This window comes from Desulfovibrio aminophilus DSM 12254 (assembly GCF_000422565.1).
Taxonomy (GTDB): Bacteria; Desulfobacterota; Desulfovibrionia; order Desulfovibrionales; family Desulfovibrionaceae; genus Aminidesulfovibrio; species Aminidesulfovibrio aminophilus.
Window position 1 is genome coordinate 311,475 of record NZ_KE383875.1, and the last position, 22,181, is coordinate 333,655.

Sequence of the window (22,181 nt, forward strand, 5' to 3'; positions counted from 1 at the left end):
CCGCCGCATGACCGTCCTGCCGGACGTCACCGTGCTCATCCCGGCCCGCTTCGACTCCACGGGCCGGGTCCGCAACCTCAAGGTGGTCCTGCGCTACCTGCTGCACCATTTCCGTGTCCGGGTGCTGCTCGGCGAGGAAGGCGAACGCCCCCGGGCCGGGGACTTCCTGCCCGAATTCCAGGGGCGGCTGGAACACGTCTTTCTCGAGGCCCGCTCCGAGCACTTCCACAAGACCCGCTGCCTGAACGCCCTCGCCCGCATGGCCCGCACGGACCTGGTTCTGACCCACGACACGGACGTGCTCCTGCCGCCGGGCAAGTACCTGGCGGCCCGGGATCTGGCCGCCCGGGGCTGCCACATGGTCCTGCCCTTCGGCGGCCGCTGCCTGAACGTGGAGGAGCCGGAGATCGCGCGCATCCACGCCACCCTCTCCCTGGACGGTCTCTCGGAGGAGAACTGCCCGCTGCGCCACGCGGACGTCTACGGCGGGGCGGCCTTCCTGCGTCGCGAGGCCTACTTCGAGGCCGGGCTGGAAAACGAGCTGATGTACGGCTGGGGTTGCGAGGACGACGAGCGGGTGCGGCGGCTGTCCATCCTGGGTTGCCGGATCGCGCGCATCCCGGGCCCCATCTTCCATCTGGCCCATCCTCGTCCCCCTGGGCTCATCGGCCCGGAGAGCCCGCGCCACCAAGCCAATCTGGCCGAGCTGCGACGCATCGAAGCCCTGACTCCGGAACAGCTCCGCGCCGAGGTGGCGGGCTGGGAATGGGCAAAACCGCCCGCTTGAGGCTCGCGCCCCTTCCCGATCGGCCAGCCGTTCTAGGCGAAGGTCCGCTCGGCGTCGTCCGAGGCCGCCCGCATGGACTCGAAGAACGCCTCGATGTGCCGTCCGTCGATGAAGCTGTGCAGAACCTCCACGGACACGGGCGCCGCCTGCCCGCCTCCGGGAACCTCATGCACCTGGCCGAAGATGATGCGCGGCACGGAATCGGCCCAGGGATCGCCCCAGGGGTTGCTTATGGAGCTGAAGCGGAGCCCGGGCACGATGCTGAAGTAGAGCATGTCCTGCCCGCCGCCGCCCGCCGGAGTCAGGGTCGGGTGCGCGTCCGCCGCCGACCGCGCGGCCTCGATCGCCGCCGCGGCCTCGCCGAAGCGTTCGGAGTACGCGGCCACGCAGTTGGCGTGCAGCCGCCGCCCCTTGGGCACGTAGGTAAAGGCCAAGTCCACCCTGTCGAAGACCACGGGGGCCCGCTCCACGAGGCGTTGCCGGAACTCCTCGATGCCGTTGGCCGCCCGGGCGGCCAGGAAGTAGAGCATGTCCGACAGGCGCGGCCTGCTCCCGGCGCCCAGGGCGTTCCGATAGGCCGCCAACCGCGTCACGTCCAAGAGGGCGGTCACCTCCACCTGCGGACGGATCCTGTTCTGGAAAAAGAAGAAATGTTCCTTCCGTTCCCAGGCCTCGATGTCGATCTTGCGCATGGTCATGCACGACTCCGGAAGCCCTTGTCTCGAAAAGCATCCCGGCGCGGAATGCCGCCCCGCTACCTTTCCAGGATGCCGTATTCCTTGAGTTTTTTGTAGAGGGAGGAGCGGTCCAGGCCCACGGCCTTGGCCAGTCTGCTGATGTTGCCCTCGCATTCGGCCAGCTTGGCCCGCAGGAAGGCGGCCTCGAAGTCGGCCCGGGCCTGCTTCAGGTCCATGGGCCCCTTGCCCAGGACCAGGGCTTCGGCGGCCAGAACCAGATCGTCCGCGCCCTCGCCGGAAGACGCTTGCCCCTCCTCCTCGCCCGCCGAGGCGTGGATGAGGATTTCCGGGGGCAGATGGCCGGGGTCCACCGCTTTCCCGGAATGCATGATGAGCATGCGCTCCACGAAATTCTTCAGCTCCCGGACGTTGCCCGGCCAGGGGTAGGCCGCGAGCACGGCCAGGGTCTCGGGCGTGAACTCCGTGGGCCGGAGTCCGTTCTGGCGCACATAGGCCTGCACGAACTCGTCCATGAGCAGCGGAATGTCCTCGGCCCGGTCGCGCAGGGGCGGCACCTCCAGGGGGAAGACCTTGAGGCGGAAATAGAGATCCTCGCGGAAGCGCCCGGCCGCGATCTCCTCCAGGAGGTTCTTGTTCGTGGCCGCGATGACGCGCACGTCCACGGTGATGGTCTTGCGGCCGCCCACGTGTTCGAAGCGCTGTTCCTGGAGGATACGCAGGATCTTGGCCTGGGTCTTCAGGCTCATGTCCCCGATCTCGTCCAGGAAGAGCGTGCCGCCGTCGGCCAGCTCGAACTTGCCCGCCTGGGCCTTGTCCGCGCCGGTGAAGGCGCCCTTTTCATGGCCGAACAGCTCGGACTCGATGAGTTCCTCGGGAATGGCCGCGCAGTTCACGGCCACCATGGGCTGCTCCGAACGGCGGCTCTGGGCGTGGATGCAGCGGGCCACGATCTCCTTGCCCGTGCCGTTCTCGCCGGTGATGAGCACCCAGGCGTTGGTCGGAGCCACCTGCTCGATGGCCCGGCGCAACTCCCGGATGGCCTCGGACTCGCCGGTGAGCCGGAAGGTCTGCTCGGTCTCGATGCGGGTCTTGAGGGCCAGGTTTTCCTGGCGCAGGCGGGAGAACTCCAGGGCCTTGGCCGAGGTGATGAGCACCTTCTCCAGGGACAGGGGCTTTTCGATGAAGTCGTAGGCCCCCTTCTTGATGGCCGAAACCGCGGTCTCGATGTTGCCGTGGCCCGAGATCATGACCACCGGCAGGCCGGGATGGTCCTCGCGCACACGGTCCAGCACGGCCAGCCCGTCCATGCCCGGCAGCCAGATGTCCAGGAAAAGCAGGTCCGGGGCCTCGGCCTCCAGGATCTCCAGGCCGCGCTCGCCGCTCTCGGCCTCCAGGACCGAATGGCCCTCATCCTCGAGGATGCCCCGCAGGGAGGTGCGGATGCCCTCCTCGTCGTCCACGATGAGAATCTGTCCACCCATTGTGCTGTTCTCCGGCGGTCGTCCGCTGGGAGCAGTCTACGGGGTCTCGGCCTCGAATGTAAAGTTCTTGTGCTGGAACAGGCGCAGGCAGGCGTCCACGGCCTCCGGATCGTAGAGGCCGCCCTTGTGCATGCCGACCTCGTCCAGGGCCCGCTCCAGGCCCAGGGTGGCCCGGTAGGGACGGTGGGAGCTCATGGCCTCCACCACGTCGGCCACGGCCAGGATGCGGGCCTCGAGCATGATCTCGTCCCCGCGCAGGCCCTCGGGATAGCCCGAGCCGTCCAGCCGCTCGTGGTGCTGGAGGACCATGCGCGCCACGGGCCAGGGGAAAGAAACCCGCTTGAGGATCTCGAAACCCGCCTCGCTGTGGGTCTTCATGATGCTCATCTCGATGGGCGTGAGCCGCGAGGGCTTGGCCAGGATCTCGGCGGGCACGGAAATCTTGCCGATGTCGTGAAGCTTCCCGGCCACGCGCAGGCCGTTGACCCGGTCGCCCTGAAGTCCCATCTCCTCGGCCATGGCGCAGGCCAGATGGGCCACGCGCTGCTGGTGCCCGGCGGTGTAGAGGTCGCGCTTCTCGGACATGGCCGCCAGGGCGCTGACCGTCTCCTCCAGGGTCTGGCGCAACTGGGCCACGCTCCGGCGCAGGGACTCCTCGGCCTTCTTCTTCTCCGCGATGTCGCGAAAGACGAACACCGCGCCCAGAAGCTCGCCCTGTTCGTTGGCGATGGGCGCCACGCTGCTGGAGATGGGCAGCTTCTCGCCGGAGGAGGTGACCAGGAGCATGTCGCGGCTGGCCGCGCCGCCCGAGGGGTCCGGCAACGGCAGCGCCAGCGGGGCCAGGGTCTCCTCGTCCAGAACCCGGAAGACCTCGGACACGGGCATGTCCCGCGCCTGCTCCTCGGCCCGCTGCAGCAGCGCCTCGGCCGCCGGGTTCAGGAAGCGCACCATGCCGTCGGGGTCCGTGGTCAGCACGGCGTCGCCGATGCTCTTCAGGGTGGTGGCCAACCAGATGCGGTTGTCCAGGAGCTTGGCGTCCAGCCGGTGCTTGTAGAGCGCCATCTCGATGGTCAGGCGCAGTTCCCGGTCCTCGAACGGCTTGATGAGGTAGCCGAAGGGGCCGGTGAGCCGGGCGCGCTCCAGGGTGGTGTCGTCGGCGTAGGCCGTGAGGTAGATGACTGGGGTGTCGTGGATTTTCTGAATGAGCGCGGCGGCCTCGATGCCGTCCATGGCCCCCTTGAGCCGGATGTCCATGAGCACCAGCCCGGGACGCAGGGCGCGGGCCATCTCCACGGCCTCCTCGCCCGAGTCGCTGATCCCGATCACCTCGTAGCCCATGCCGCGCACGAGCCGCTCGATGTCCAGGGCCACCATGCGCTCGTCCTCGACCACCAGGATGCTCTCCCGACGGTCCTTCGGGCCCGGCGTGAAATCCCTGGGGCAGATCATGCGGCCTCCCGGGAAGGATGCAGGGAGGCGCGCAGGGCTCCGTCGAGGTCGGGACGCAGAAAACGGTAGCCCGCCGCGAGGAGCCGAGTTGGCCGCACGAACTGACCGGAAAGCAGAACCTCGGAAGCCATTTCGCCCAAAAGGAGGCGCAACGCGGCCCCCGGCGCGGGCAGCCAGGAGGGCCGTCCAAGGGCCCGACCCAGGGCTTTGGCGAAGGTCCGCGAGTCCACCGGGTCCGGGGCGGTGAGATTGTAGGGGCCGGAGCAGTCCTCGTTCTCGATGAGGAAGCGGATGGCCTGGGCCTCGTCGTCCAGGTGAATCCAGGACACGCCCTGGCGGCCGTCGCCGAGGGGGCCGCCGAGAAAAAAGCGGAAAGGCGGCAACATGCGCGTGAGCGCCCCGCCGGGGCCCAGCACGAGGCCGGTGCGGATGACGCAGCGGCGCGTTCCCCCGGCCTCCACGGCGACGGAGGATTCCTCCCAGCGGCGGCAGACCTCGGCCAGAAAGCCCTGGCCCGAGGCGGCGCTCTCGTCCAGCAACTCGGGGCCGCGCGGACCGTACCAGCCCACGGCCGAGGCCTGGACGAGCACGCGCGGGGCCTCCGGGGCCCGGGCCACGGCCTCGGCCACGGCCTGACCAGCGGCCAGACGGCTGCGCAGGATGCGCTCCTTGCGCTCGGGCGTCCAACGCCCGGCGGCGATGTTCTCTCCGGCCAGATTGACCACGGCCGAGTCGCGCTCCAGCAGGTGGGTCCAGCCCTCCCCGTCGCGGCCGTTCCAGCCCACGGCGGAGACCTCGGGCGGCAGGGCGCGGGGCGTCCCCCGGGTGAGCACCACGGGCGAATGTCCGGACCGGATCAGGGCCCGGCAGAGCGCGGTTCCGATGAACCCGCTGCCTCCGGCGATGAAGACGCGCATACAAAAATGATACGGGCTCCCGCCAAGAAACTCAAGAACGGCGGTGCAGATTCTAATGTTCCGATCAGCGATCCGGCAGTTCGACGATGAACACGGAACCCTGGGGAGCGTTGGGCTCCACCCGCACCTGGCCGTGGTGGTCGGTGATGATCGAGCGCACGATGGTCAGACCCAGACCCGTGCCGGTCTTCTTGCGCGAGTAGTAGGGCTCGAACATGCGCGAGCGCTCCTCCGCGGTGAATCCCGGGCCGTTGTCCCGGACGCGCAGCTCCACGACCCCTCGCGCGGAGTCGTGCCGGGCCGTGACCGCCACCGCGCCTCCCTCCTGCCCCTCCAGGGCCTCGGCCGCGTTGGTCAGGAGGTTGATGAGCACCCGGCGCATGGCCTCATGGTCCAGGGGAATTTCCGGGATGACGCCCTGGATGTCCAGGCTCCAGTCGATCTCGCGGTGGGTCACGGCGAACATGCCCACGGCCTCCTCCAGGAGCGGGGCCGGGGAGCCGGGCCGGGGCGTGACCTCGGGCAGCTTGGCGTAGGAGGAGAACTCCGTGACCATCTGCTGCATGCGCTCCACCTGCTTGACGATGATCCCGGTGCATTCCTCGAAGACCGTGTCGTCCGCGAACTGGCCGAAGCGGCGCTGGAGCCGCTGGGCCGAGAGCTTGATGGGCGTGAGCGGGTTCTTGATCTCGTGGGCGATGCGCCGGGCCACTTCGCGCCAGGCGGCCAGACGCTGGATCTTCTCCAACTCGGTGATGTCCTCGAACACGGCCACCAGGCCCGCCGTACGGCCGTCCTCGCCGCGCAGGGCCACCACGCTGGCCAGGATCTTCAGCGACCGGCTGGGCAGGGGCAGGTCGAAGGCGCGCTGCCAGGACGCGGCCGGATTGCCGGTCACGGCCAGGAAGGCCTCGTTCATGAGTTCCGCGAATTCGCCGTAGAGCAGGTCCATGGGCCGACGGCCGATGAGAAAGCGCGCGTCCACGCCGAGGATGTTCTGGGCCGCCTGGTTCACGGTGCCGATGAAGCCCTGGGGGTCCATGGAGATGACCCCCGAGGTGATGTTGTCGAGCACGGCCTCGATGTAGCGGCCCCGGCGTTCCAGCTCCTTGTTCTGCTGGGCCAGGCGCTCGTTGGCCTCGGTCAGGCTCTGCTGGCTCTCGGAAAGATCCTCGGTCATGCGGTTGAAGGACTGGACCAGGAAGCCCAGTTCGTCGTCCGAGGGGTCCTCCAGGCGCACGGAAAGGTCGCCCCTGGCCACGCGCTCGGTGCCCGCCGCCAGGGCCTGCACCGGCGCGGATATCTCCTTGGCCAGCCGGAAACCGAACCAGATGGCCCCCAGGAGGATGAGCATGGTCATGACCCCGAGGGTCAGGTAGAGGGTCATCTTCCAGGGCGACTTGAGGGTCTTGAGCTTCTTGTACTCGTCCAGACCCCGGACCACCTGGTCCAGGCGGAAGAGCAGGCCCTGGCCGATGTTTTCCCCCACCAGGAGGTAGCCCAGGCGGCCCTCGTCCACAGGCAGCAGACCCACGATGAGATCCTGCCCGGCCGTGGGCATGATCGTGGACCAGTAGCGCGGCGTGGAGCGCAGCCCTTCCCAGTCCACCCGCTCCCTGATCTCCGGCCAGAGCGTCTCCCAGCCGGGGTCGGGGTGCCGGTTGAGATCCTTGGCGTCCGGCCCGACGATGCCCAGCAGGCTCAGGTCGAACTCCACGAACTTCTCGTCCAGGTACTTGTCCATGGCCCGGCCGCCCCAGGCGTAGTTCCGGGCCCGGATGTCGCCCAGCATGGTCCGGCCCCGGCGCTCCAGGCGCTCCTGGGCCGAGGCGTAGAAGGCCCGGCCCAGCTCCAGGGCCTGCTGCATGGAGTCCTCCACCTGGCCCTTGAACCAATAGTCCACCGAAGTCTGCACGAACTTCAACGAAACCAGAAACATGAGCACCGTGGGAATGAGCGAGAGCGAGATGAAGGCCAGCACGAGCCGGGTCCGCAGCTTGGAGCCGAGCACCTTGCGGCGGCGCTCCAAAAGAAGCTTCACGCCATTGCGGGCCACGATGAAGAGCACCAGGAGCAGGAGGATGAAGTTCAGGTTGAAGAGGCCCAGGAAGAGGTAGGAATTGACCCCCAGGAAGCGCAGTTCCACCCAGGTGAGCACGATCACGGCCAGGAAACAGACCAGGGCCAGGGTCAGCTCCCTCCGTCGCCGCTTCCTCTCGCGGATGTCCGTGGCGCTCACGTTGATGGTGTCCGGGCTCATCTCAGTACCGGAATTCCAGCTGGTAGGTGGTGGCCGGGACCACGTCCCAGGACCAGAAGAAGAGGGTGCGCCGGAACCAGCCGGGGATGTCCACCTGGTTCAGTTTGATGGACAGGTCGAGGATGTATTCCTCGCCGCGCTCGAGTTTGCTCCAGGGGCCCAGGTCCACGGCGATGGTGGACCAGGCCCGGGTCAGCAGCCGGGGCAGGTCCTTCTCGCGGTAGGGGGTTTCGCGGCCGGGCATGACGAGCACGTACTCGCCGGTCAGCGCGTCCTGCTGGAGCCTGCTGACCCACTGGATCTCGCTCACGGTCTTGTTGGACCAGAGGCTGCGCTTGCGCGAGAGCCGGGCGTCGCAGGTGAGCCCCAGGACCACGCCGTTGTCCAGGTTCAGGGCCACGTCCTCGATGCCTTCCACGACCACGCCGAAACGGGCCATGAAGCTGCCCGCCTGGTTGTCGACCACCAGGTTGTTCAGGAACAGGCTCTGCGCCCGCGCGGGGCCGGCCAGAAAGAGAAGGAGAGCGAAGCCCAGGACCGCGAATCGGACCGCGCCTCGCGAGGGATGCGTCATCAGGGGTTCCCGCACCCGGCCGCGCCGGGTTCGAAGCCGCCGGACGATCCACCGGCTTCGTGGCGAAACTACCAGCACCAACGCGAGACTTCAACCTCGACGGGACTTCGCCGCGCCCACGAAAAAACGGGCCCCCGCGCCGGATGCGCGGAGGCCCGTCATTTTCTCGGGAGCCCTTGGCCCTAGCGGCCCAACAGGGCGTTCTTGCCCTCGATGAGCGCCGTGACCACGGTCGGGTCGGCCAGGGTCGAGGTATCGCCGAAGTCCTCCACCTGTCCGGCCGCGATCTTGCGCAGAATGCGGCGCATGATCTTGCCCGAGCGGGTCTTGGGCAGGCCGTCGGCGAACTGGATGACCTCGGGGGTGGCGATGGGCCCGATCTCCTTGCGCACCCAGGAGACCAGGGACTTGCGCAGGTCGTCGGACTCCTCCACGTCGCCCTTGAGGGTCACGTAGGCGTAGATGCTCTGGCCCTTGATGGCGTGGGGCATGCCCACCACCGCGGCCTCGGCCACGTCCTTGTGGGCCACCAGGGCGGACTCGATCTCGGCCGTGCCCAGGCGGTGGCCCGAGACGTTGATCACGTCGTCGAGCCGGCCCATGATCCAGAAGTAGCCGTCCTCGTCCTTGCGGGCGCCGTCGCCGGACTCGTACATGCCCGCGAAGCGTTCGAAGTAGGTCTTCTTGTAGCGCTCGGGATCCCCGAACACGCCGCGCAGCATGCCCGGCCAGGGTTTCTTGATGACCAGGTGGCCGCCCTCGTCGGCCCCGGCGTCCGTGGCGTCGGCGCGGATGATGTCCGCCGCCACGCCCGGCAGGGGCTTGGTGGCCGAGCCGGGCTTGAGCGGGGTGGCGTAGGGCAGGGCCGAGATCATGATGCCGCCGGTCTCGGTCTGCCACCAGGTGTCCACCACCGGGATGCGCGAACCGCCGATGTGCTCGTGGTACCACATCCAGGCCTCGGGATTGATGGGCTCACCCACGCTGCCGAGCACGCGCAGGCTGCTCAGGTCGTGACGCTTGGTCCAGTCCGCGCCCTCGCGCATGAGCGCGCGGATGACCGTGGGCGCGGTGTAGAAGATGTTCACCCGGTATTTCTCGACGATCTTCCAGAAGCGGTCCGGCTTGGGCCAGGAGGGCACGCCCTCGAACATGATCGAGGTGCCGCCCAGGGCCAGCGGGCCGTAGACGATGTAGGTGTGGCCGGTGATCCAGCCCGCGTCGGCCGTGCACCAGTAGACGTCCTCGTCCTTGAGGTCGAAGACCCACTGGGTGGTGTGCGCGGCGTAGGTCAGGTAGCCGCCGGTGGTGTGCACCACGCCCTTGGGCTTGCCCGTGGAGCCGGAGGTGTAAAGGATGAACAGGGAGTCCTCGGCGTCCATCTCCTCGGGCGGGCAGACGTCGGAGACGTCCTCGGCGGCCATCTCGTCCTGCCACCAGGTGTCCCGGCCCTCGACCATGTTGATGTTCGTCTTGGCCCGGTTGACCACGACCACCTGCTCCACCGTGGGGCACTCCTTGAGGGCCTCGTCGGCGTTGGACTTGAGCGGGATGGCCCGACCCGCGCGCAGCACCGCGTCGGCCGTGACGAGCACCTTGGCCTGGCAGTCCTGGATGCGGTTCTGCAGGCTCAGGGCCGAGAAGCCGGCGAAGACCACGGAATGGACCGCGCCGATGCGGGTGCAGGCCAGCATGGCCACGGCCAGTTCGGGGATCATGGGCAGATAGATGGAGACGCGGTCGCCCTTCTTCACGCCCTTCTTCTTCAGGACGTTGGCGAAGCGGCAGACCTCTCGATGGAGCATCTGGTAGGTGTAGACCTTGACGTCGTCCTCGGGTTCGCCCTGCCAGATGATGGCCGCCTTGTTGCGGCGGCCGTCGGTCAGGTGGCGGTCCAGGCAGTTGAAGGAGACGTTCAGCCTGGCGTCGGTGAACCACTTCACCTCGGGCTTGTGCAGATCGCAGTCCATGACCTTGTTCCAGGGCTTGAACCAGGTCACCAGCTCCTTGGCCCGGTCGCCCCAGAAACCCTCGGGGTCCTCGCCGGCGCGCTTGGCCAGCGCCTCGTACTCGGCCATGTTCTTGACCCAGGCCTGGGCCTGCATGTCCGCGCGGGGCTCGAAGACCCGGCCTTCCTTCATCATGCTTTCGATCTTGCGTTCATCGCTCATGTGGACTCACTCCTGCTGTGTTGCGAGGAAAGACTGCCTCCAGGGGGGTCGCCCGGCGGACCCGCGCGGCCACGCTCCCGCTCTACCCCATTTTCAATTCCGACCCAGAATTTTTCCGGTGAACGGCGAAATGCGGGGGTGAACGGCGGGCGGCGAAAAAAAGACCGCCTTTCGGCGGCCCATAAAAAAATGGGAGAGCGGCCGCGCCGCCCTCCCGAAATTATCTTTTTGGGCAGGGGCGAAGCCCCTCAGGTCAGGCTGCTGGCGAAGCCTTTGGCCGGGGTGCCGCCGGGGTTGCGGTTGCCGCCGGATTTGGCCTGGGCCATCATGAGTTCGCTCTGCAGGGTCATCAGCTCGGTCTGCAGGGCCTGGATCTTGGTTTCCTTTTCCTCGTCGGTCAGGTCCGAACTGCCCTCCAGCTCCTGGATCTTCTGCTGGATCTCCTTGATCCGCTTCTGGATCTTCTCCACGGTGCTGCTCGCGGCGTCCTCCGCGGAATTCGACTCTTCGGACGTGCCGGTCTTGGCGGCCTGGGCCAGGGACTTGCCCTCCTCGGAGATGCTCACCGTGTCGCCGGAGGCCGTGGTCTGGGTCGTATCGTCCGAGGCGCCCCCGGAACCGGCCAGCTGGAACACGCTGGTTCCCTGCACCAACCCGGTGCCGATCGCGCTGATGGCCATACATTCGCTCCTTGCTTTCCCCCTTTTATCGACAGGCCGCTAAGATAACTTTAGGTTCTCCGGTTGCCTCGGCCGCCGCCTTCGGGCTATCCTGCCCCGGACATCCGGAGCAAACCGCCGACCACGAGGGCCACATGGGCATCAGCAACCTCGAACACATGTTCAATCCCAAGTCCGTGGCCGTCATCGGGGCCACCAACGAGCCCCAGAATCCGGGCAACATCGTCATGCGCAACATCATGACCGGCGGTTTCCTGGGTCCGGTCATGCCCGTGTCCGACGAGGCCGAGGCCATCGCCGGCGTGCTCACCTATCCCTCGGTGCAGAAGCTGCCCAAGACCCCGGACCTGGCCATCGTCTGCAGCCCCCTGCCGGAAGTTCCAGAAATCCTCATGCGGCTCAAGGAATTCGGCACCAAGGCCGTGGTCCTGCTGGCCGCCGGATACGCGGGCATGGACGCCGAGGAGCGCGCGGACGTGGCCCACACCATCCGCACGGTGGCCAACCCGCCGGATGTCCGGGTGCTCGGGCCCAAGTGCCTGGGTTTCATGGTCCCGGCCGTGAACCTCTACGCCAGCATCGCCCACGCCAAGGCCCTGCCCGGGCGCATCGCCTTCATCTCCCAGTCCGACTCCCTGTACACGGCGGTCCTCGACTGGGCCATGTCCCAGGGCATCGGCTTCTCGCACATCGTCTCCCTGGGCAGCCGCCTGGACGTCGGTTTCTCCGACATCCTCGACTACCTGGCCTCGGACCCGCTGACCCGCTCCATCCTGCTCTACGTGGAGTCCACCCACGACGCCCGGGCCTTCATGTCCGCCGCCCGCGCCGCCTCGCGCAACAAGCCCGTGGTGGTCATGCGTCCGGGCCTGGCCCTGCGCGAGGTCCAGGCCACCCTGGCCGAGGCGGATCTGGGCTCGGACGACGTCTACGACGTGGCCTTCCGCCGCGCGGGCATGCTCCGCGTGGACAGCATCGACGGCCTATTCGACGCGGCCCAGACCCTGGCCCAGCCCAAGGCCGTGCGCGGCGACCGCTTGGCCATCCTGACCAACGGCGGCAGCGCCGGGGTCCAGGCCGCCGACGCCCTGCTGCGCGGCGGCGGGCGGCTGGCCGAACTCTCCGCCGACACCCGCGAGGCCCTGGACAACGCCCTCGGCGGCTCCTGGGCCCACTCCAACCCCGTGGGGGTTCCCTACAACGCGGGCGGCAAGGAGTACTCCGAGGCCCTCAAGGTCCTGGTCAAGGACCCGGGCGTGGACGCGGTGCTCGTGATGCACGTGCCGTTCGCCGGGTTGGCCGACGAGGAAGTGGCCCAGGCCGTGGCCGAGACCCTCAAGCGGGTCAAACGCATGGTCCTGGCCTCCTGGCTCGGCTCGGGCTCGGCCGGACGCGCGCGGGCCCGGCTCTCGGACGCGGGCATTCCCACCTACGAGACCCCGGACACGGCCATCCGCGCCTTCCTCTACATGGTCGAATACCAAAAGAACCAAGAACTACTCATCGAGACGCCGGACTCCCTGCCCTCGGATTTCTTCCCGGACACCACCACGGCCCGCGAGGCCGTGCTCAAGGCCCTGGACTCCGGCCGAGACGGGCTCACCGAGCCCGAGGCCAAGGACGTGCTGGCGGCCTACGGCATCCCGGTGGTGGAGACGCGCCTCGCCATTTCGGCCCGAGAGGCGGTCATCGCCGCCGACGAACTGGGCTATCCCGTGGCCGTGAAGCTCCGCTCGCCCCAGATATCCCAGCCCTTCGACGTGGGCGGGGTGATCCTGGACCTGGAGAGCGCGGAAAAGGTCTGGGAGGCCTGCGCGGGCATCCTCGCCCGGGTCTCCCGCGAACGCCCCGACGCCTACATCGAGGGCTTCACCGTGCAGAAGATGGGCCGCCGCCCCGGGGCCCATGAACTGTTCATCTCCGCCGCCGTGGACCCGACCTTCGGCCCGGTGATCCGCTTCGGCCACGGCGGCATGGCCCGCGAACTCATCCAGGACAGCGCCCTGGCCCTGCCGCCCCTGTCCATGAGTCTGGCCCGCGAACTCGTTTCGCGCACGCGCATCTCGCGCCTGCTCTCCGGCACCCCGGACCATCCGGCCGCCGACCTGGACGACGTCAGCCTGACCCTCATCCAGGTCTCCCAGCTGCTCATCGACGTGCCCCAGATCGCCGAGCTGGACATCAATCCGCTCTACGCCGACGACCTGGGCGTGCTGGCCCTGGGCGCGCGCATCCGGCTCACGCCCTACGCGGGCGACGGCCAGGGCCGCCTGGCCATCCGCCCCTATCCCCGCGAGCTGGAGGAGTGCGTGGTCACCAAGCAGGGCCGCAAGGTCACGCTGCGGCCCATCCGGCCCGAGGACGAACCGGCCCACCTGGAGTTCATCTCCCGGCTCAGCGACGAGGACCTGCGCCTGCGCTTCTTCGGCGTGGTGCGCCGCGACTTCGGCCACAAGGACATGGCCCGCTTCACCCAGATCGACTACGACCGCGAAATGGCCTTCATCGCCACGGCCCAGGACGAACGCGGACGGCCCGAGACCCTGGGCGTGGTGCGCACCTCCACCCGGCCGGACAACTCCGAGGCCGAATTCGCCATCGTCATCCGCTCGGACCTCAAGGGTTCGGGTCTGGGCAGCCTGCTGTTCCAGAAGATGATCCGCTACACCGAGTCGCGCGGCACACGGCACATCGCGGGCCAGACCCTGGTGGAGAACAAGGCCATGCAGGGCCTGGCCCGCAAGTTCGGCTTCGCGATCTCCCCGGACCCTCACGACGAGAGCATGGTGGACATGGTCCTGGAGCTGGAGCGACGCCCGGACTGAGTCCGCGCCGGGACGGTCATAACGGCCTTGCCTCCGGGGCGCTTCCATGTCAGCCTGGGAAACGGCGGAACCAGCGGGGCCGTCCCGCCGGAAGCATACTTTCTCCCGGAGCCGTGACATGAAGATCCTCTCGGCCGCGCGCATGGAGCGCTGCATCGGCTGCAATTCCTGCTCCCTGGCCTGCGCCAGACTCGTGCACAAGCGCCTGTCCTGGTCCTCGGCGGGCATCCGAATCCATTCCTCGGGCGGCATCTCCACGGGCTTCCAGGCCCTGACCTGTCTGGCCTGCGATCCGCCGCCCTGCGCGGCGGCCTGCCCCACCGGAGCCTACTCCCCGCGCAAGGGCGGCGGCGTGGTGGTCAAGAAGGATCTCTGCATCCGCTGCGGGGCCTGCGTGAAGGCCTGCCCGGTGGACGCCATCGCCGAGGACTTCGAGGGCGCGCCCTACGTCTGCATCCACTGCGGCCGCTGCGTGGAGTTCTGCCCCCACGACTGCCTGGAGATGGTCGACGTCGAGGAACTCCACGCCCGCGACAAGGAGGTGCCCGCATGATCCGCGACCACTTCCGCGTGCTCGTCATGGACCTGGCGGCGGGCAAGGGCAAGGTGGCCAAGATCGACGGCCGCGACGAGGTGGCCGGAGGATCGGGCCTGGCCGCCCTGCTCTTCAACCTCTACGGCCTCCCCGACCGGCCCTGGGACGATCCCGCGCAGCCCTTCATTTTGGCCATCGGCCCGCTCACCGGCTACTTCCCGCTCATGAGCAAGACCGTGGCGGCCTTCAAGTCGCCCTACCACGACCAGTACGCCGAGAGCCACGCCGGGGGCCGTTCGGCCCTGGCGCTGCGCTTCGCGGACTACGACGCCCTGGTGCTGGTGGGCCGCGCGGCGCGGCCGTCGGTGCTCGTGGTGGGCTCGCGCCGGGTGGAGCTCAGGGACGCCCAGTTCCTCTGGGGCATGGACGCCCTGAATGTGGCCAAGCGGCTGCGCCAGATGTCCGGCGGCTCCGGCCACCGGAGCATCCTGCGCATCGGCCCGGCGGGCGAGAACCGCTCGGCCCTGGCCTGCATCAACGTGGACACCTACCGCCACTTCGGCCGCCTGGGTTCGGGCACCGTGCTGGGGGCCAAGAACGTCAAGGCCGTGGCCATCCGGGGCGACGCGGACTTTCCCTTCGACCAGGGCGGCGCGGCCTGCGGCGGCGCGGTGTCCAAGGACTATCCCAAGCTCTTCAAGGAGATCCACCGCCAGCTCACGGACACCCAGATGATGAGCAAGTACCACAACCTCGGCACCGCCGGGAACGTGGCCGCGCTCAACGAACTGAAGTCCCTGCCCTGGCGCAACCTCCAGCAGACCACGGACCCAGGGGTGGAAGGCATCTCCGGCGAACGCTTCGCGGACGAGACCCTGCTGCGCAACACGGCCTGCGCGGGCTGTCCCGTGGGCTGCGTGCATATCGGCTTCGTGCGCGAGAAGTTCATGGCCGACAACCGTTGGCTCTACCGCCAGGTCTCCTACGACTACGAGCTCATCTTCGCCGTGGGCTCCATGCTCGGCGTGACCAGCGCCTTCGACGTGCTGCGCATCGTGGACGCGGTGGAGAAGCAGGGCCTGGACGTCATGGGCGCGGGCGTGGCCCTGGCCTGGGCCACCGAGGCCCTGGAGAAGGGCCTGCTCACGCCGGGGCAGGTGCTGGAGCCGTTGGCCTTCGGCGACGCGAACGCCTACGCCCGGGCCGTGGAGCACCTGGGCCGGGCGGCCAACGAGTTCTACCGCGACCTGGGCCGGGGCGCACTGGTCGCTGCGGACACCTACGGCGGCGCGGACTTCGCCTGCGTCTTGGGCCAGGAGATGGCGGGCTACGCCACGGGCGAGCTCTACTTCGTGGCCCAGGCCCTGGGCTTCCGCCACTCGCACCTGGACTCGGCGGCCTACTCCTGGGACCAGAAGCACGACGAGAAGGACGTGGACAAGGGGGTGGAGTTCCTGGTGGCCGACGAGTCCGGCCGGTCCTTCCTGACCTCCATGGTCTCCTGTCTCTTCGCCCGGGGCGTGTACAAGGACGAGCTCCTGGCCCAGGCCCTGGAGAGCGTGGGCTACACGGCCCTGGCCCGAAACATGGCCCAGGTCGGGGAGCACATCCGGCGGCTGCGCTGGCGCACCCGCTTCGCCACGGGCTTCAACCCCGAGGCCGTGCGCATCCCCAAGCGCTTCACCGAGGTGAGCACCTGGAAGGGACCGGTGGACCCGGTCTACATGGAGGCCCTGCGCCGAGCCTACGCCAAGCGCCTGCGCGAACTGGGCAAACCCCTGGAGGACGAGGCTCCGGCTTGATTCCGCGCCGCCCCGCCACAAAGGGGTTGCAAAGGATCGCCGGATTCGTTAATAACCGCTTCTCACCCGTGCCGAGGTAGCTCAGTTGGTAGAGCAGGGGACTGAAAATCCCCGTGTGGGCAGTTCGATTCTGTCCCTCGGCACCACGGAAGACCAGAGCCCCAACGATTCCCGAAAAACGGACGTTGGGGTTCTTTTTTTGCGCGCACCATTGGGACCGGCGCGGCAGCCTGCGCGTGAACATACCATGCTTGAATGTTTATCGTTTCCCGTCTATCGAAAGCGAAAATCAGGCTCGGTCGTCCTCGACTTCTCCCTACAATAGATGCGTTATGGTGAACGCCGGGGCAACGCGCGGAGTCAAAGGAAACACCATGATCAGCTGCACCTTGTTTCCTGGCCGGTACATGCAGGGGGCCGGAGCCCTGTCCCGCCTGCGCCACGAACTGGCGCGCATGGGCCGCAGGCATTTTCTCATCTGTTCGCCGACTCCCCTGGAGCAGGTGCTGCCTCCGCTGCTGCCCGGACTGAAAACGATCGGGGACATCCGGACGGAACGTTTCGGACGTGAATGCTCGGACCAGGAAATTCAACGGCTCACAGCGCTGGCCCGGGACTTTGGGGCCGAAGCGGTCTCCGCGGTCGGTGGCGGGAAAACCCTGGACGCCGCGAAAATGGTGGCGGCAGGGCTCGATCTCCCCGTCGCCCTGGTTCCGACCATCGCCTCAACGGATGCGCCGTGCAGTTCGGTCAGCATCATCTATTCCCCCCAGGGCGAATTCGAGCGGGTGGAAACGCTCTCCCGCAATCCCGACCTGGTTCTCGTGGATACCGAACTCATAGCGAAGGCCCCGGCCAGGTATCTTGTCGCGGGCATGGGAGACGCCCTGGCGACGTGGTTCGAGGCTGACTCCTGCCGCATCAGCCGCGCGACGACCATCGCCGGCGGCGTCTGCTCCATGACCGCGCTGACCCTGGCCCGCTCATGCTACGAGACCGTCCGGGACTGGGGCTTGGCCGCGCGCACGGCCTGCGAAGCAGGTGTGGTCACCCCGGCGCTCGAGCGTGTCGTGGAGGCCAATACGCTTCTGAGCGGCCTGGGGTTTGAAAGCGGAGGGTTGGGAGCGGCTCATGCGATGCACAACGGCCTGACCGCCCTGCCCGCCACCCATCGGCTGAACCACGGGGAAAAGGTCGCCTTCGGCGTCCTCGCCTCCCTGTTCCTGACCGACAAGCCGCTGATGCTCGTGGATGAAGTCTACACGGTGTGCGGGGAACTCGGATTGCCGACCACGCTCGCCGATCTGGGACTCGACGGAATCACGGAGCACGAATTGGCGCGCGTTGCTGAAAAGGCCTGCGCACCCGGGGAAAGCATCCACAACGAGCCCGTGGAAGTCTCTCCGGATCTGGTTCGCGCCGCCATCAAGGCTGCCGACGCGGAAGGCCGTCGCCGCAAAAAAACCGGCGCCGCGGGGTGAGCCCCGGGTATATGCCACCCTTGGTATGCGCGGGATGAGGGAGCCCATTCGCGGGGGCTTTTTTCGGCCTTGCGCCGCGCGCCGAGGGCCGCCGCATTCGAGTCTGGGCGGCCGGAGGCCGGGCGAAGCATGGAAGGCACCGTGTCCGGCGGGGCGAGAGACGTCTCCGGCCTTGCGGACGTCCCGGCGACGGCGCGGGAACCACCCGGCTTCACCGGAGTTCCGCCGCCGACACGCCCATCCGATGGAGGTGACCGCCATCACCAGAAAAACAGCCGGCCTGGCCGACATGCAGGCCTATATCCAATCCCACGCCGACGTCATCTCCCACGTCACGTGCATCGACGTGGAGATCATGGACAACGACATGGTGCGCATCGCGGGCACGGGCATGCATGCGCCCGGCGTGGGCAACAGCATGGAGCAGGCTGGAGAGATCTACAAGGAGGCCATGCGGACGCACGAGACCATCCTCGAGGATTCCCCGCGCCGACACGCCATCTGCGCCCGCTGCCCGGACCGGGGGAACTGCATGGAGGGCTGTTCCCTCGCCACCCCCATCGTGGGCGGCGACACCCTGTACGGAGTCATCGGGCTGGTCTGCTTCAACGACGCCGACCGCATCCGTCGCGCCATCGCCTTGAAACCGAACAGCACCCGCGCCGCCTGGAAGGCGGTAATCCGGCATCTCCAAGATCGCGCCGAAGATGCCGCGAAGCGGCGGTTTTCCGGCTTCCCGATACAGCGGGCGGCGAATACTCTTCGCGAAGCGGCGACACGGAAGGAGAAAAAGGGTGCCCGGCGTCGCGCGGGGATGCGCGACGCCGGGCGGCGGGGGATCGGATCGGGAGGATATCAGGTCCGCTCAGCCTACTGCAGGGGCTTCTCCGCGGCGATCTTCAGGAACTTGTCGGTGACCAGGTCGGCCTTCTTGAACTTCTCCAGTTCGGCCGGAGAGAAACGGCCCATCTTGGTGAAGAACGTGGCGGCCTCGACCTGCCACTTGGCCATGTCGGAGGAATTCGAGCCGCTGTTCAGCTTGAGGGCCTCGTCCAGGGTCCAGCGCGGGTGCACGGCCAAGTCGTTCTTGGCGTCCGTGACGCTCATCTTGGTGCCGCAGAAGTCACTCATGAACTTCTGGTAGGCCTTGACGATCTCGTCCGCGTTGGCCGCGACGCGCATGGCCTTGGAGGCGCGGAAGTACACGCGCAGGAACTTGGCGGTCAGCTCGGGATGCTCGTTGCACCACTTCTTGTCGCCCACCAGGACGGTGGCGGTGTTGGCCTTGGTCGTGCCGGTGGAGCCGGCCTTGACCCAGCCGCGCGATTCGCAAGTGAAGGTGAACGGCGCCCAGACCGAGGCCGCGTCGCCGATGCCCTTCTCAAAGGCGGCCACGATGGAGGACTGCTCCATGTTCGTGATCTTCACGTCGCCTTCCTTCAGGCCCAGGATCTCGAGCCACTTGCCCACGATGTAGTGGGAGGTGGTCTGCGAGGTGAGCAGGATGGTCTTGCCCTTGACCGCGTCCGGGCTGCCGTACACGTCGGGGTAGGCCGGGTTGAAGCCCTTGGTCTTGAGGATCGGGCTGTCGGCGCGGACATAGAAGGCGTTCACTTCGCTCTCGTCGATGACCGGGGCGATGAGCGAGATGTCGTAACGCATGCCGCCGATGAGGACGCCGCCGACGCCGGTGCCGCCCATGACCCACTGCTTGGCGGGCAAGGCCTCCATCTGGGCCGGGCCGCTGCCGAAGAGCAGCATCTCGATGTCCAGACCCTCTTCCTTGTCCCAGCCCTTTTCCTTGGCGTACCAGATGTTGAACGCCTCGGAAGAGTCCATCCAGCAGGTGGGAATCTTGACCAGCTTCTGCTGGGCGAAGGCCGCCCCGGACCAGGCCAGAATGCAGACCGCGCAGAGCGCCAGTGCCATGAACCGTCTCATGCAGAACCTCCAGTCGTTTCAGTTTCCGGTTTGAGGGAACGCCTTCTCGCGCGCTCCCGTTCTTTCTCCGCTAGAGCGTCAATTCCTGGGCATCGGTGATCTCCTGGCGCAGGCGCAGGAACTCGATGTCCATGGGATCCCTGGGACGCGGCAGGTCCACGTCGTAGGAGGCCTTGACGCGGCCCGGGAGCTTGCCCTCCAGGGTCACGATGCGGTCGCCCAGAAGCAGGGCCTCGTCGATGTTGTTGGTCACGAAGACCATGGTGCGCTTCTCCGCCAGCCAGATGCGCTCGGTCTCCTGCTCCATGAAGAAGCGGGTCTGGGCGTCGAGCTGGCCGAAGGGCTCGTCCATGAGCATGACCTTCGGCTGGGTGGCGAAGGCGCGGGCGATGCCCACGCGCTGCTTCATGCCGCCGGAGAGCTGGTGGGGGTAGTAGGACTCGAAGCCCTTCAACCCGACCATGTTCAGGTAGTGGTCCGCGATTTCGCGGCGCTTCTCCTGGGGGACGCCGCTCATCTCCAGGCCGAGGAGCACGTTGCCGAGCACCGTCTTCCAGGGGAAGAGCATGTAGCTCTGGAAGACCAGCCCCCGGTCGGGGCCCGGCCCGGTCATGACCTCGCCGTCCAGGAGCACGCGGCCCTCGCTGGGCGTCTCCAACCCGGCGATCATCCGCAGGAGCGTGGTCTTGCCGCTCTGGCCCGGCCCCAGGACCACCAGGAGTTCCTCGTCGTAGACCTCCAGGGAGACCTCCCGGAGCACGGGAACCCGCTGCGTGCCCTTCTGGATGAAGGTCTTGCTCAGGTTCTCGCAGGCGATCTTCACCCGCGGCTGTTGTTCAGTGGTGTTCACGTCCGCTTCCTTTCCGTGGTTGGCGGGCCTAGAGGCCCTTGATGTCGCGCCGCCAGGGGCAGAGCTTGCGGTCCAGCCAGTCCATGGCCTGGGACAGAATCCAGGCGATGGCCGCGATGACGACCATGCCGCCGAGGACCATGGCCGGGTCCGAGACCTTCATGCCCTGGATGATGATGTAGCCGAGGCCGGAGCGGGAACTGACCAGCTCGGCGGCCAGCACGCAGCCCCAGGCGCTCGACATGGCGATCTGGAGCCCGGCGGAGATGGCCGGCAGCGAGGCCGGAATGCAGACCTGCCGGACCTCGTCCCAGCGGCTGCCGCCCATGACCCGGACCACGTCGTAGAGTTCGGGTTCGATGAGCAGGACGCTGTTGTAGGCGTTCAGCAGGGCGGGCACGAACGAGCCGATGACGATGATGAATATCTTCGGCGTCTCCTGAATGCCGAACCAGAGGATCGCCACGGAGATCCAGGCCAGCGGCGGCATGGGCTTGAAGATGTCCACGATCGGCTTGACCACGGCGTTGACGTAGGGATTGAGGGCCATGAGCAGGCCCAGGGGCACGCCCAGCAGGGCGGCCAGCAGGAAGCCGATGAGCACCCGCTTCAGGCTGGCCAGGATGTGGCCCCACATGGTCAGGCCCGCCAAGGTCTCGGTGAACAGCTCATGCAGCTTGTCCACGACCTGAAAGGGCGTGGCCAGGGCGCTGGAGCTGCCGAGCACTTGGCTGGCGGCGGCCCAGTGCCAGAAACCGAAGAAGGCGATCAGGGAGACGGTGTTCAGGAAGTACTCGTTGCGCAGCACTCTCCCCAGAGTGATCCGCTTGCGCTCCCCGGCGCGCAGGATGACTTCGTTGCAGACGGATTCGGCGCTGTTGCTCATGGCTTATCTCCGAATTCCGGCCAGGAGCCTGGCCTCGATCTTGTCGATGATCACGCCGATGACAGCGCCGGCCAGCCCCACGCTGACCATGCCCAGGATCACGATGTCGGTGCGGCCGAGGTTGCGGCCCATGGTGATGAGGAAGCCCAGGCCCTGGTCCGAGGCCAGGAGTTCCGCGCCCACCAGCGTCACCCAGCAATAGGCCAGGGCGATCTGGAGCGCCCCGAAGACCATCGGCAGGGCCGAGGGCACGCAGATGCTGGTGAATATCTTCCAGTCCCCGGCGCCGAAGGTCCGGGCCATCTGGATATGCACCGGGTTGGTCATGCGCACGCCGATGAAGGCGTTGATGACGCAGGGCACGATGCCCGAGATCCAGATGATGAAGACCTTGCCGCCCAGGCCGATGCCGAACCAGAAGATGGTCAGCGGAATCCAGGCGATGGGCGGAATGGGCCGGATGAGCTCGAAGATGGGCCGGGCCAGGCCGCGCACGGTGGCGAACCAGCCCATGAGCAGGCCCAGGGGCAGTCCGACGACTAGGGCCAGAAGGTAGCCCAGGAAGGCCTCCTGCATGCTCACCCAGGCGTGCGTCAGCAGGGTGGCGCCATCGGGATTCACGTTGGTCAGCTTGTCGATGGCCAGCAGCACGACATCGGACGGGCGGCTGAGCAGGGTCGAGGGAATGCGCCAGTCCTCGACTCCCGGAGGCGCGACGCAGAACTCCCAGAGCAGGATGAAGGAAGCCACACTGAGCACCGGCAGGACGCGGAGCAGCAAGGGCTTGTGCACTTTCACTGTTTCATAGGCCATTGCGATGTTCTCCTCTCGCTCTCTTCATGGA

17 protein-coding genes and 1 tRNA gene are annotated in these 22,181 nt (G+C 67.5%); 6 read left to right on the forward strand and 12 right to left on the reverse strand.

Annotated elements, in window-relative coordinates; all coding sequences use genetic code 11:
* Nucleotides 1-7: 7 nt before the first annotated feature.
* A complete protein-coding gene (locus H587_RS19860; protein WP_051202895.1) occupies nucleotides 8-787 on the forward strand; it encodes a glycosyltransferase family 2 protein in 780 nt (259 codons plus the stop codon).
* A 32-nt stretch (nucleotides 788-819) separates the two neighbouring features.
* Here H587_RS19860 and H587_RS0113970 read toward each other — a convergent pair whose 3' ends face one another.
* The 8 genes from H587_RS0113970 to H587_RS0114005 form a co-directional block, all read right to left on the reverse strand.
* The gene (locus H587_RS0113970) at nucleotides 820-1,485 is read right to left on the reverse strand and encodes a CatA-like O-acetyltransferase (RefSeq protein ID WP_027176774.1); all 666 of its coding nucleotides are present in this window, start codon (nucleotides 1,483-1,485) and stop codon (nucleotides 820-822) included.
* A gap of 56 nt (nucleotides 1,486-1,541) precedes the next feature.
* The gene (locus tag H587_RS0113975) at nucleotides 1,542-2,966 is read right to left on the reverse strand and encodes a sigma-54-dependent transcriptional regulator (RefSeq protein WP_027176775.1); all 1,425 of its coding nucleotides are present in this window, start codon (nucleotides 2,964-2,966) and stop codon (nucleotides 1,542-1,544) included.
* 36 nt (nucleotides 2,967-3,002) lie between these two features.
* On the reverse strand, nucleotides 3,003-4,415 hold the full coding sequence (locus H587_RS0113980) for an HD domain-containing phosphohydrolase (RefSeq protein WP_211219514.1): 1,413 nt from the start codon (nucleotides 4,413-4,415) through the stop codon (nucleotides 3,003-3,005).
* On the reverse strand, nucleotides 4,412-5,332 hold the full coding sequence (locus tag H587_RS0113985) for a TIGR01777 family oxidoreductase (protein WP_027176777.1): 921 nt from the start codon (nucleotides 5,330-5,332) through the stop codon (nucleotides 4,412-4,414). The genes H587_RS0113980 and H587_RS0113985 overlap by 4 nt, the downstream gene beginning before the upstream one ends.
* A gap of 64 nt (nucleotides 5,333-5,396) precedes the next feature.
* Nucleotides 5,397-7,592, reverse strand: coding sequence for a sensor histidine kinase NtrY-like (locus tag H587_RS0113990; protein WP_027176778.1), 2,196 nt, complete (start codon nucleotides 7,590-7,592; stop codon nucleotides 5,397-5,399).
* Nucleotide 7,593: 1 nt separating this feature from the next.
* On the reverse strand, nucleotides 7,594-8,166 hold the full coding sequence (locus H587_RS0113995; protein ID WP_027176779.1) for a DUF4390 domain-containing protein: 573 nt from the start codon (nucleotides 8,164-8,166) through the stop codon (nucleotides 7,594-7,596).
* A 182-nt stretch (nucleotides 8,167-8,348) separates the two neighbouring features.
* Nucleotides 8,349-10,337, reverse strand: coding sequence for an acetate--CoA ligase (gene acs / locus H587_RS0114000; RefSeq protein WP_027176780.1), 1,989 nt, complete (start codon nucleotides 10,335-10,337; stop codon nucleotides 8,349-8,351).
* Between the two features lie 248 nt (nucleotides 10,338-10,585).
* Nucleotides 10,586-11,017 (reverse strand): FlxA-like family protein, encoded by a 432-nt coding sequence (locus H587_RS0114005; RefSeq protein WP_027176781.1) that lies wholly within the window; start codon nucleotides 11,015-11,017, stop codon nucleotides 10,586-10,588.
* Nucleotides 11,018-11,151: 134 nt separating this feature from the next.
* Here H587_RS0114005 and H587_RS0114010 point away from each other — a divergent pair, with 134 nt between their 5' ends.
* From H587_RS0114010 to H587_RS0114030, 5 genes are all read left to right on the forward strand, one after another.
* Nucleotides 11,152-13,842 (forward strand): bifunctional acetate--CoA ligase family protein/GNAT family N-acetyltransferase, encoded by a 2,691-nt coding sequence (locus tag H587_RS0114010; protein ID WP_027176782.1) that lies wholly within the window; start codon nucleotides 11,152-11,154, stop codon nucleotides 13,840-13,842.
* 118 nt (nucleotides 13,843-13,960) lie between these two features.
* Complete coding sequence (locus H587_RS18850; protein WP_034609445.1) at nucleotides 13,961-14,395, forward strand: 4Fe-4S dicluster domain-containing protein; 435 nt, start codon at nucleotides 13,961-13,963, stop codon at nucleotides 14,393-14,395.
* Nucleotides 14,392-16,179, forward strand: a complete 1,788-nt coding sequence (locus tag H587_RS0114020; protein ID WP_027176783.1) for an aldehyde ferredoxin oxidoreductase N-terminal domain-containing protein — start codon at nucleotides 14,392-14,394, stop codon at nucleotides 16,177-16,179. The genes H587_RS18850 and H587_RS0114020 overlap by 4 nt, the downstream gene beginning before the upstream one ends.
* Before the next feature lie 70 nt (nucleotides 16,180-16,249).
* Nucleotides 16,250-16,325 (forward strand) — tRNA-Phe (locus H587_RS0114025).
* Nucleotides 16,326-16,553: 228 nt separating this feature from the next.
* Nucleotides 16,554-17,660: a glycerol dehydrogenase gene (locus tag H587_RS0114030; RefSeq protein WP_027176784.1), complete on the forward strand. Its 1,107-nt coding sequence runs from the start codon at nucleotides 16,554-16,556 to the stop codon at nucleotides 17,658-17,660.
* Nucleotides 17,661-18,530: 870 nt separating this feature from the next.
* On the opposite strand, the gene H587_RS0114045 is transcribed toward H587_RS0114030, so the two are convergent.
* The 4 genes from H587_RS0114045 to H587_RS0114060 form a co-directional block, all read right to left on the reverse strand.
* The gene (locus H587_RS0114045) at nucleotides 18,531-19,601 is read right to left on the reverse strand and encodes an ABC transporter substrate-binding protein (RefSeq protein ID WP_027176786.1); all 1,071 of its coding nucleotides are present in this window, start codon (nucleotides 19,599-19,601) and stop codon (nucleotides 18,531-18,533) included.
* 70 nt (nucleotides 19,602-19,671) lie between these two features.
* The gene (locus H587_RS0114050; protein ID WP_027176787.1) at nucleotides 19,672-20,451 is read right to left on the reverse strand and encodes an ABC transporter ATP-binding protein; all 780 of its coding nucleotides are present in this window, start codon (nucleotides 20,449-20,451) and stop codon (nucleotides 19,672-19,674) included.
* Between the two features lie 28 nt (nucleotides 20,452-20,479).
* Complete coding sequence (locus H587_RS0114055) at nucleotides 20,480-21,337, reverse strand: ABC transporter permease (RefSeq protein ID WP_034609447.1); 858 nt, start codon at nucleotides 21,335-21,337, stop codon at nucleotides 20,480-20,482.
* A gap of 3 nt (nucleotides 21,338-21,340) precedes the next feature.
* Nucleotides 21,341-22,150, reverse strand: coding sequence for an ABC transporter permease (locus H587_RS0114060; protein WP_027176789.1), 810 nt, complete (start codon nucleotides 22,148-22,150; stop codon nucleotides 21,341-21,343).
* Between the last annotated feature and the right edge of the window lie 31 nt (nucleotides 22,151-22,181).

Excerpts from the sequence above, each read along its gene's own strand:
- H587_RS19860 (WP_051202895.1), top strand. The coding sequence starts at position 8 with ATGACCGTCCTGCCGGACGTCACCGTGCTCATCCCGGCCCGCTTCGAC.
- H587_RS0113980 (WP_211219514.1), bottom strand. The coding sequence starts at position 4,415 with ATGATCTGCCCCAGGGATTTCACGCCGGGCCCGAAGGACCGTCGGGAG.
- acs (WP_027176780.1), bottom strand. The coding sequence starts at position 10,337 with ATGAGCGATGAACGCAAGATCGAAAGCATGATGAAGGAAGGCCGGGTC.
- H587_RS0113970 (WP_027176774.1), bottom strand. The coding sequence starts at position 1,485 with ATGACCATGCGCAAGATCGACATCGAGGCCTGGGAACGGAAGGAACAT.
- H587_RS0113985 (WP_027176777.1), bottom strand. The coding sequence starts at position 5,332 with ATGCGCGTCTTCATCGCCGGAGGCAGCGGGTTCATCGGAACCGCGCTC.
- H587_RS0113995 (WP_027176779.1), bottom strand. The coding sequence starts at position 8,166 with ATGACGCATCCCTCGCGAGGCGCGGTCCGATTCGCGGTCCTGGGCTTC.
- H587_RS18850 (WP_034609445.1), top strand. The coding sequence starts at position 13,961 with ATGAAGATCCTCTCGGCCGCGCGCATGGAGCGCTGCATCGGCTGCAAT.
- H587_RS0113990 (WP_027176778.1), bottom strand. The coding sequence starts at position 7,592 with ATGAGCCCGGACACCATCAACGTGAGCGCCACGGACATCCGCGAGAGG.
- H587_RS0114055 (WP_034609447.1), bottom strand. The coding sequence starts at position 21,337 with ATGAGCAACAGCGCCGAATCCGTCTGCAACGAAGTCATCCTGCGCGCC.
- H587_RS0114020 (WP_027176783.1), top strand. The coding sequence starts at position 14,392 with ATGATCCGCGACCACTTCCGCGTGCTCGTCATGGACCTGGCGGCGGGC.
- H587_RS0113975 (WP_027176775.1), bottom strand. The coding sequence starts at position 2,966 with ATGGGTGGACAGATTCTCATCGTGGACGACGAGGAGGGCATCCGCACC.
- H587_RS0114060 (WP_027176789.1), bottom strand. The coding sequence starts at position 22,150 with ATGGCCTATGAAACAGTGAAAGTGCACAAGCCCTTGCTGCTCCGCGTC.
- H587_RS0114045 (WP_027176786.1), bottom strand. The coding sequence starts at position 19,601 with ATGAGACGGTTCATGGCACTGGCGCTCTGCGCGGTCTGCATTCTGGCC.
- H587_RS0114010 (WP_027176782.1), top strand. The coding sequence starts at position 11,152 with ATGGGCATCAGCAACCTCGAACACATGTTCAATCCCAAGTCCGTGGCC.
- H587_RS0114005 (WP_027176781.1), bottom strand. The coding sequence starts at position 11,017 with ATGGCCATCAGCGCGATCGGCACCGGGTTGGTGCAGGGAACCAGCGTG.
- H587_RS0114030 (WP_027176784.1), top strand. The coding sequence starts at position 16,554 with ATGATCAGCTGCACCTTGTTTCCTGGCCGGTACATGCAGGGGGCCGGA.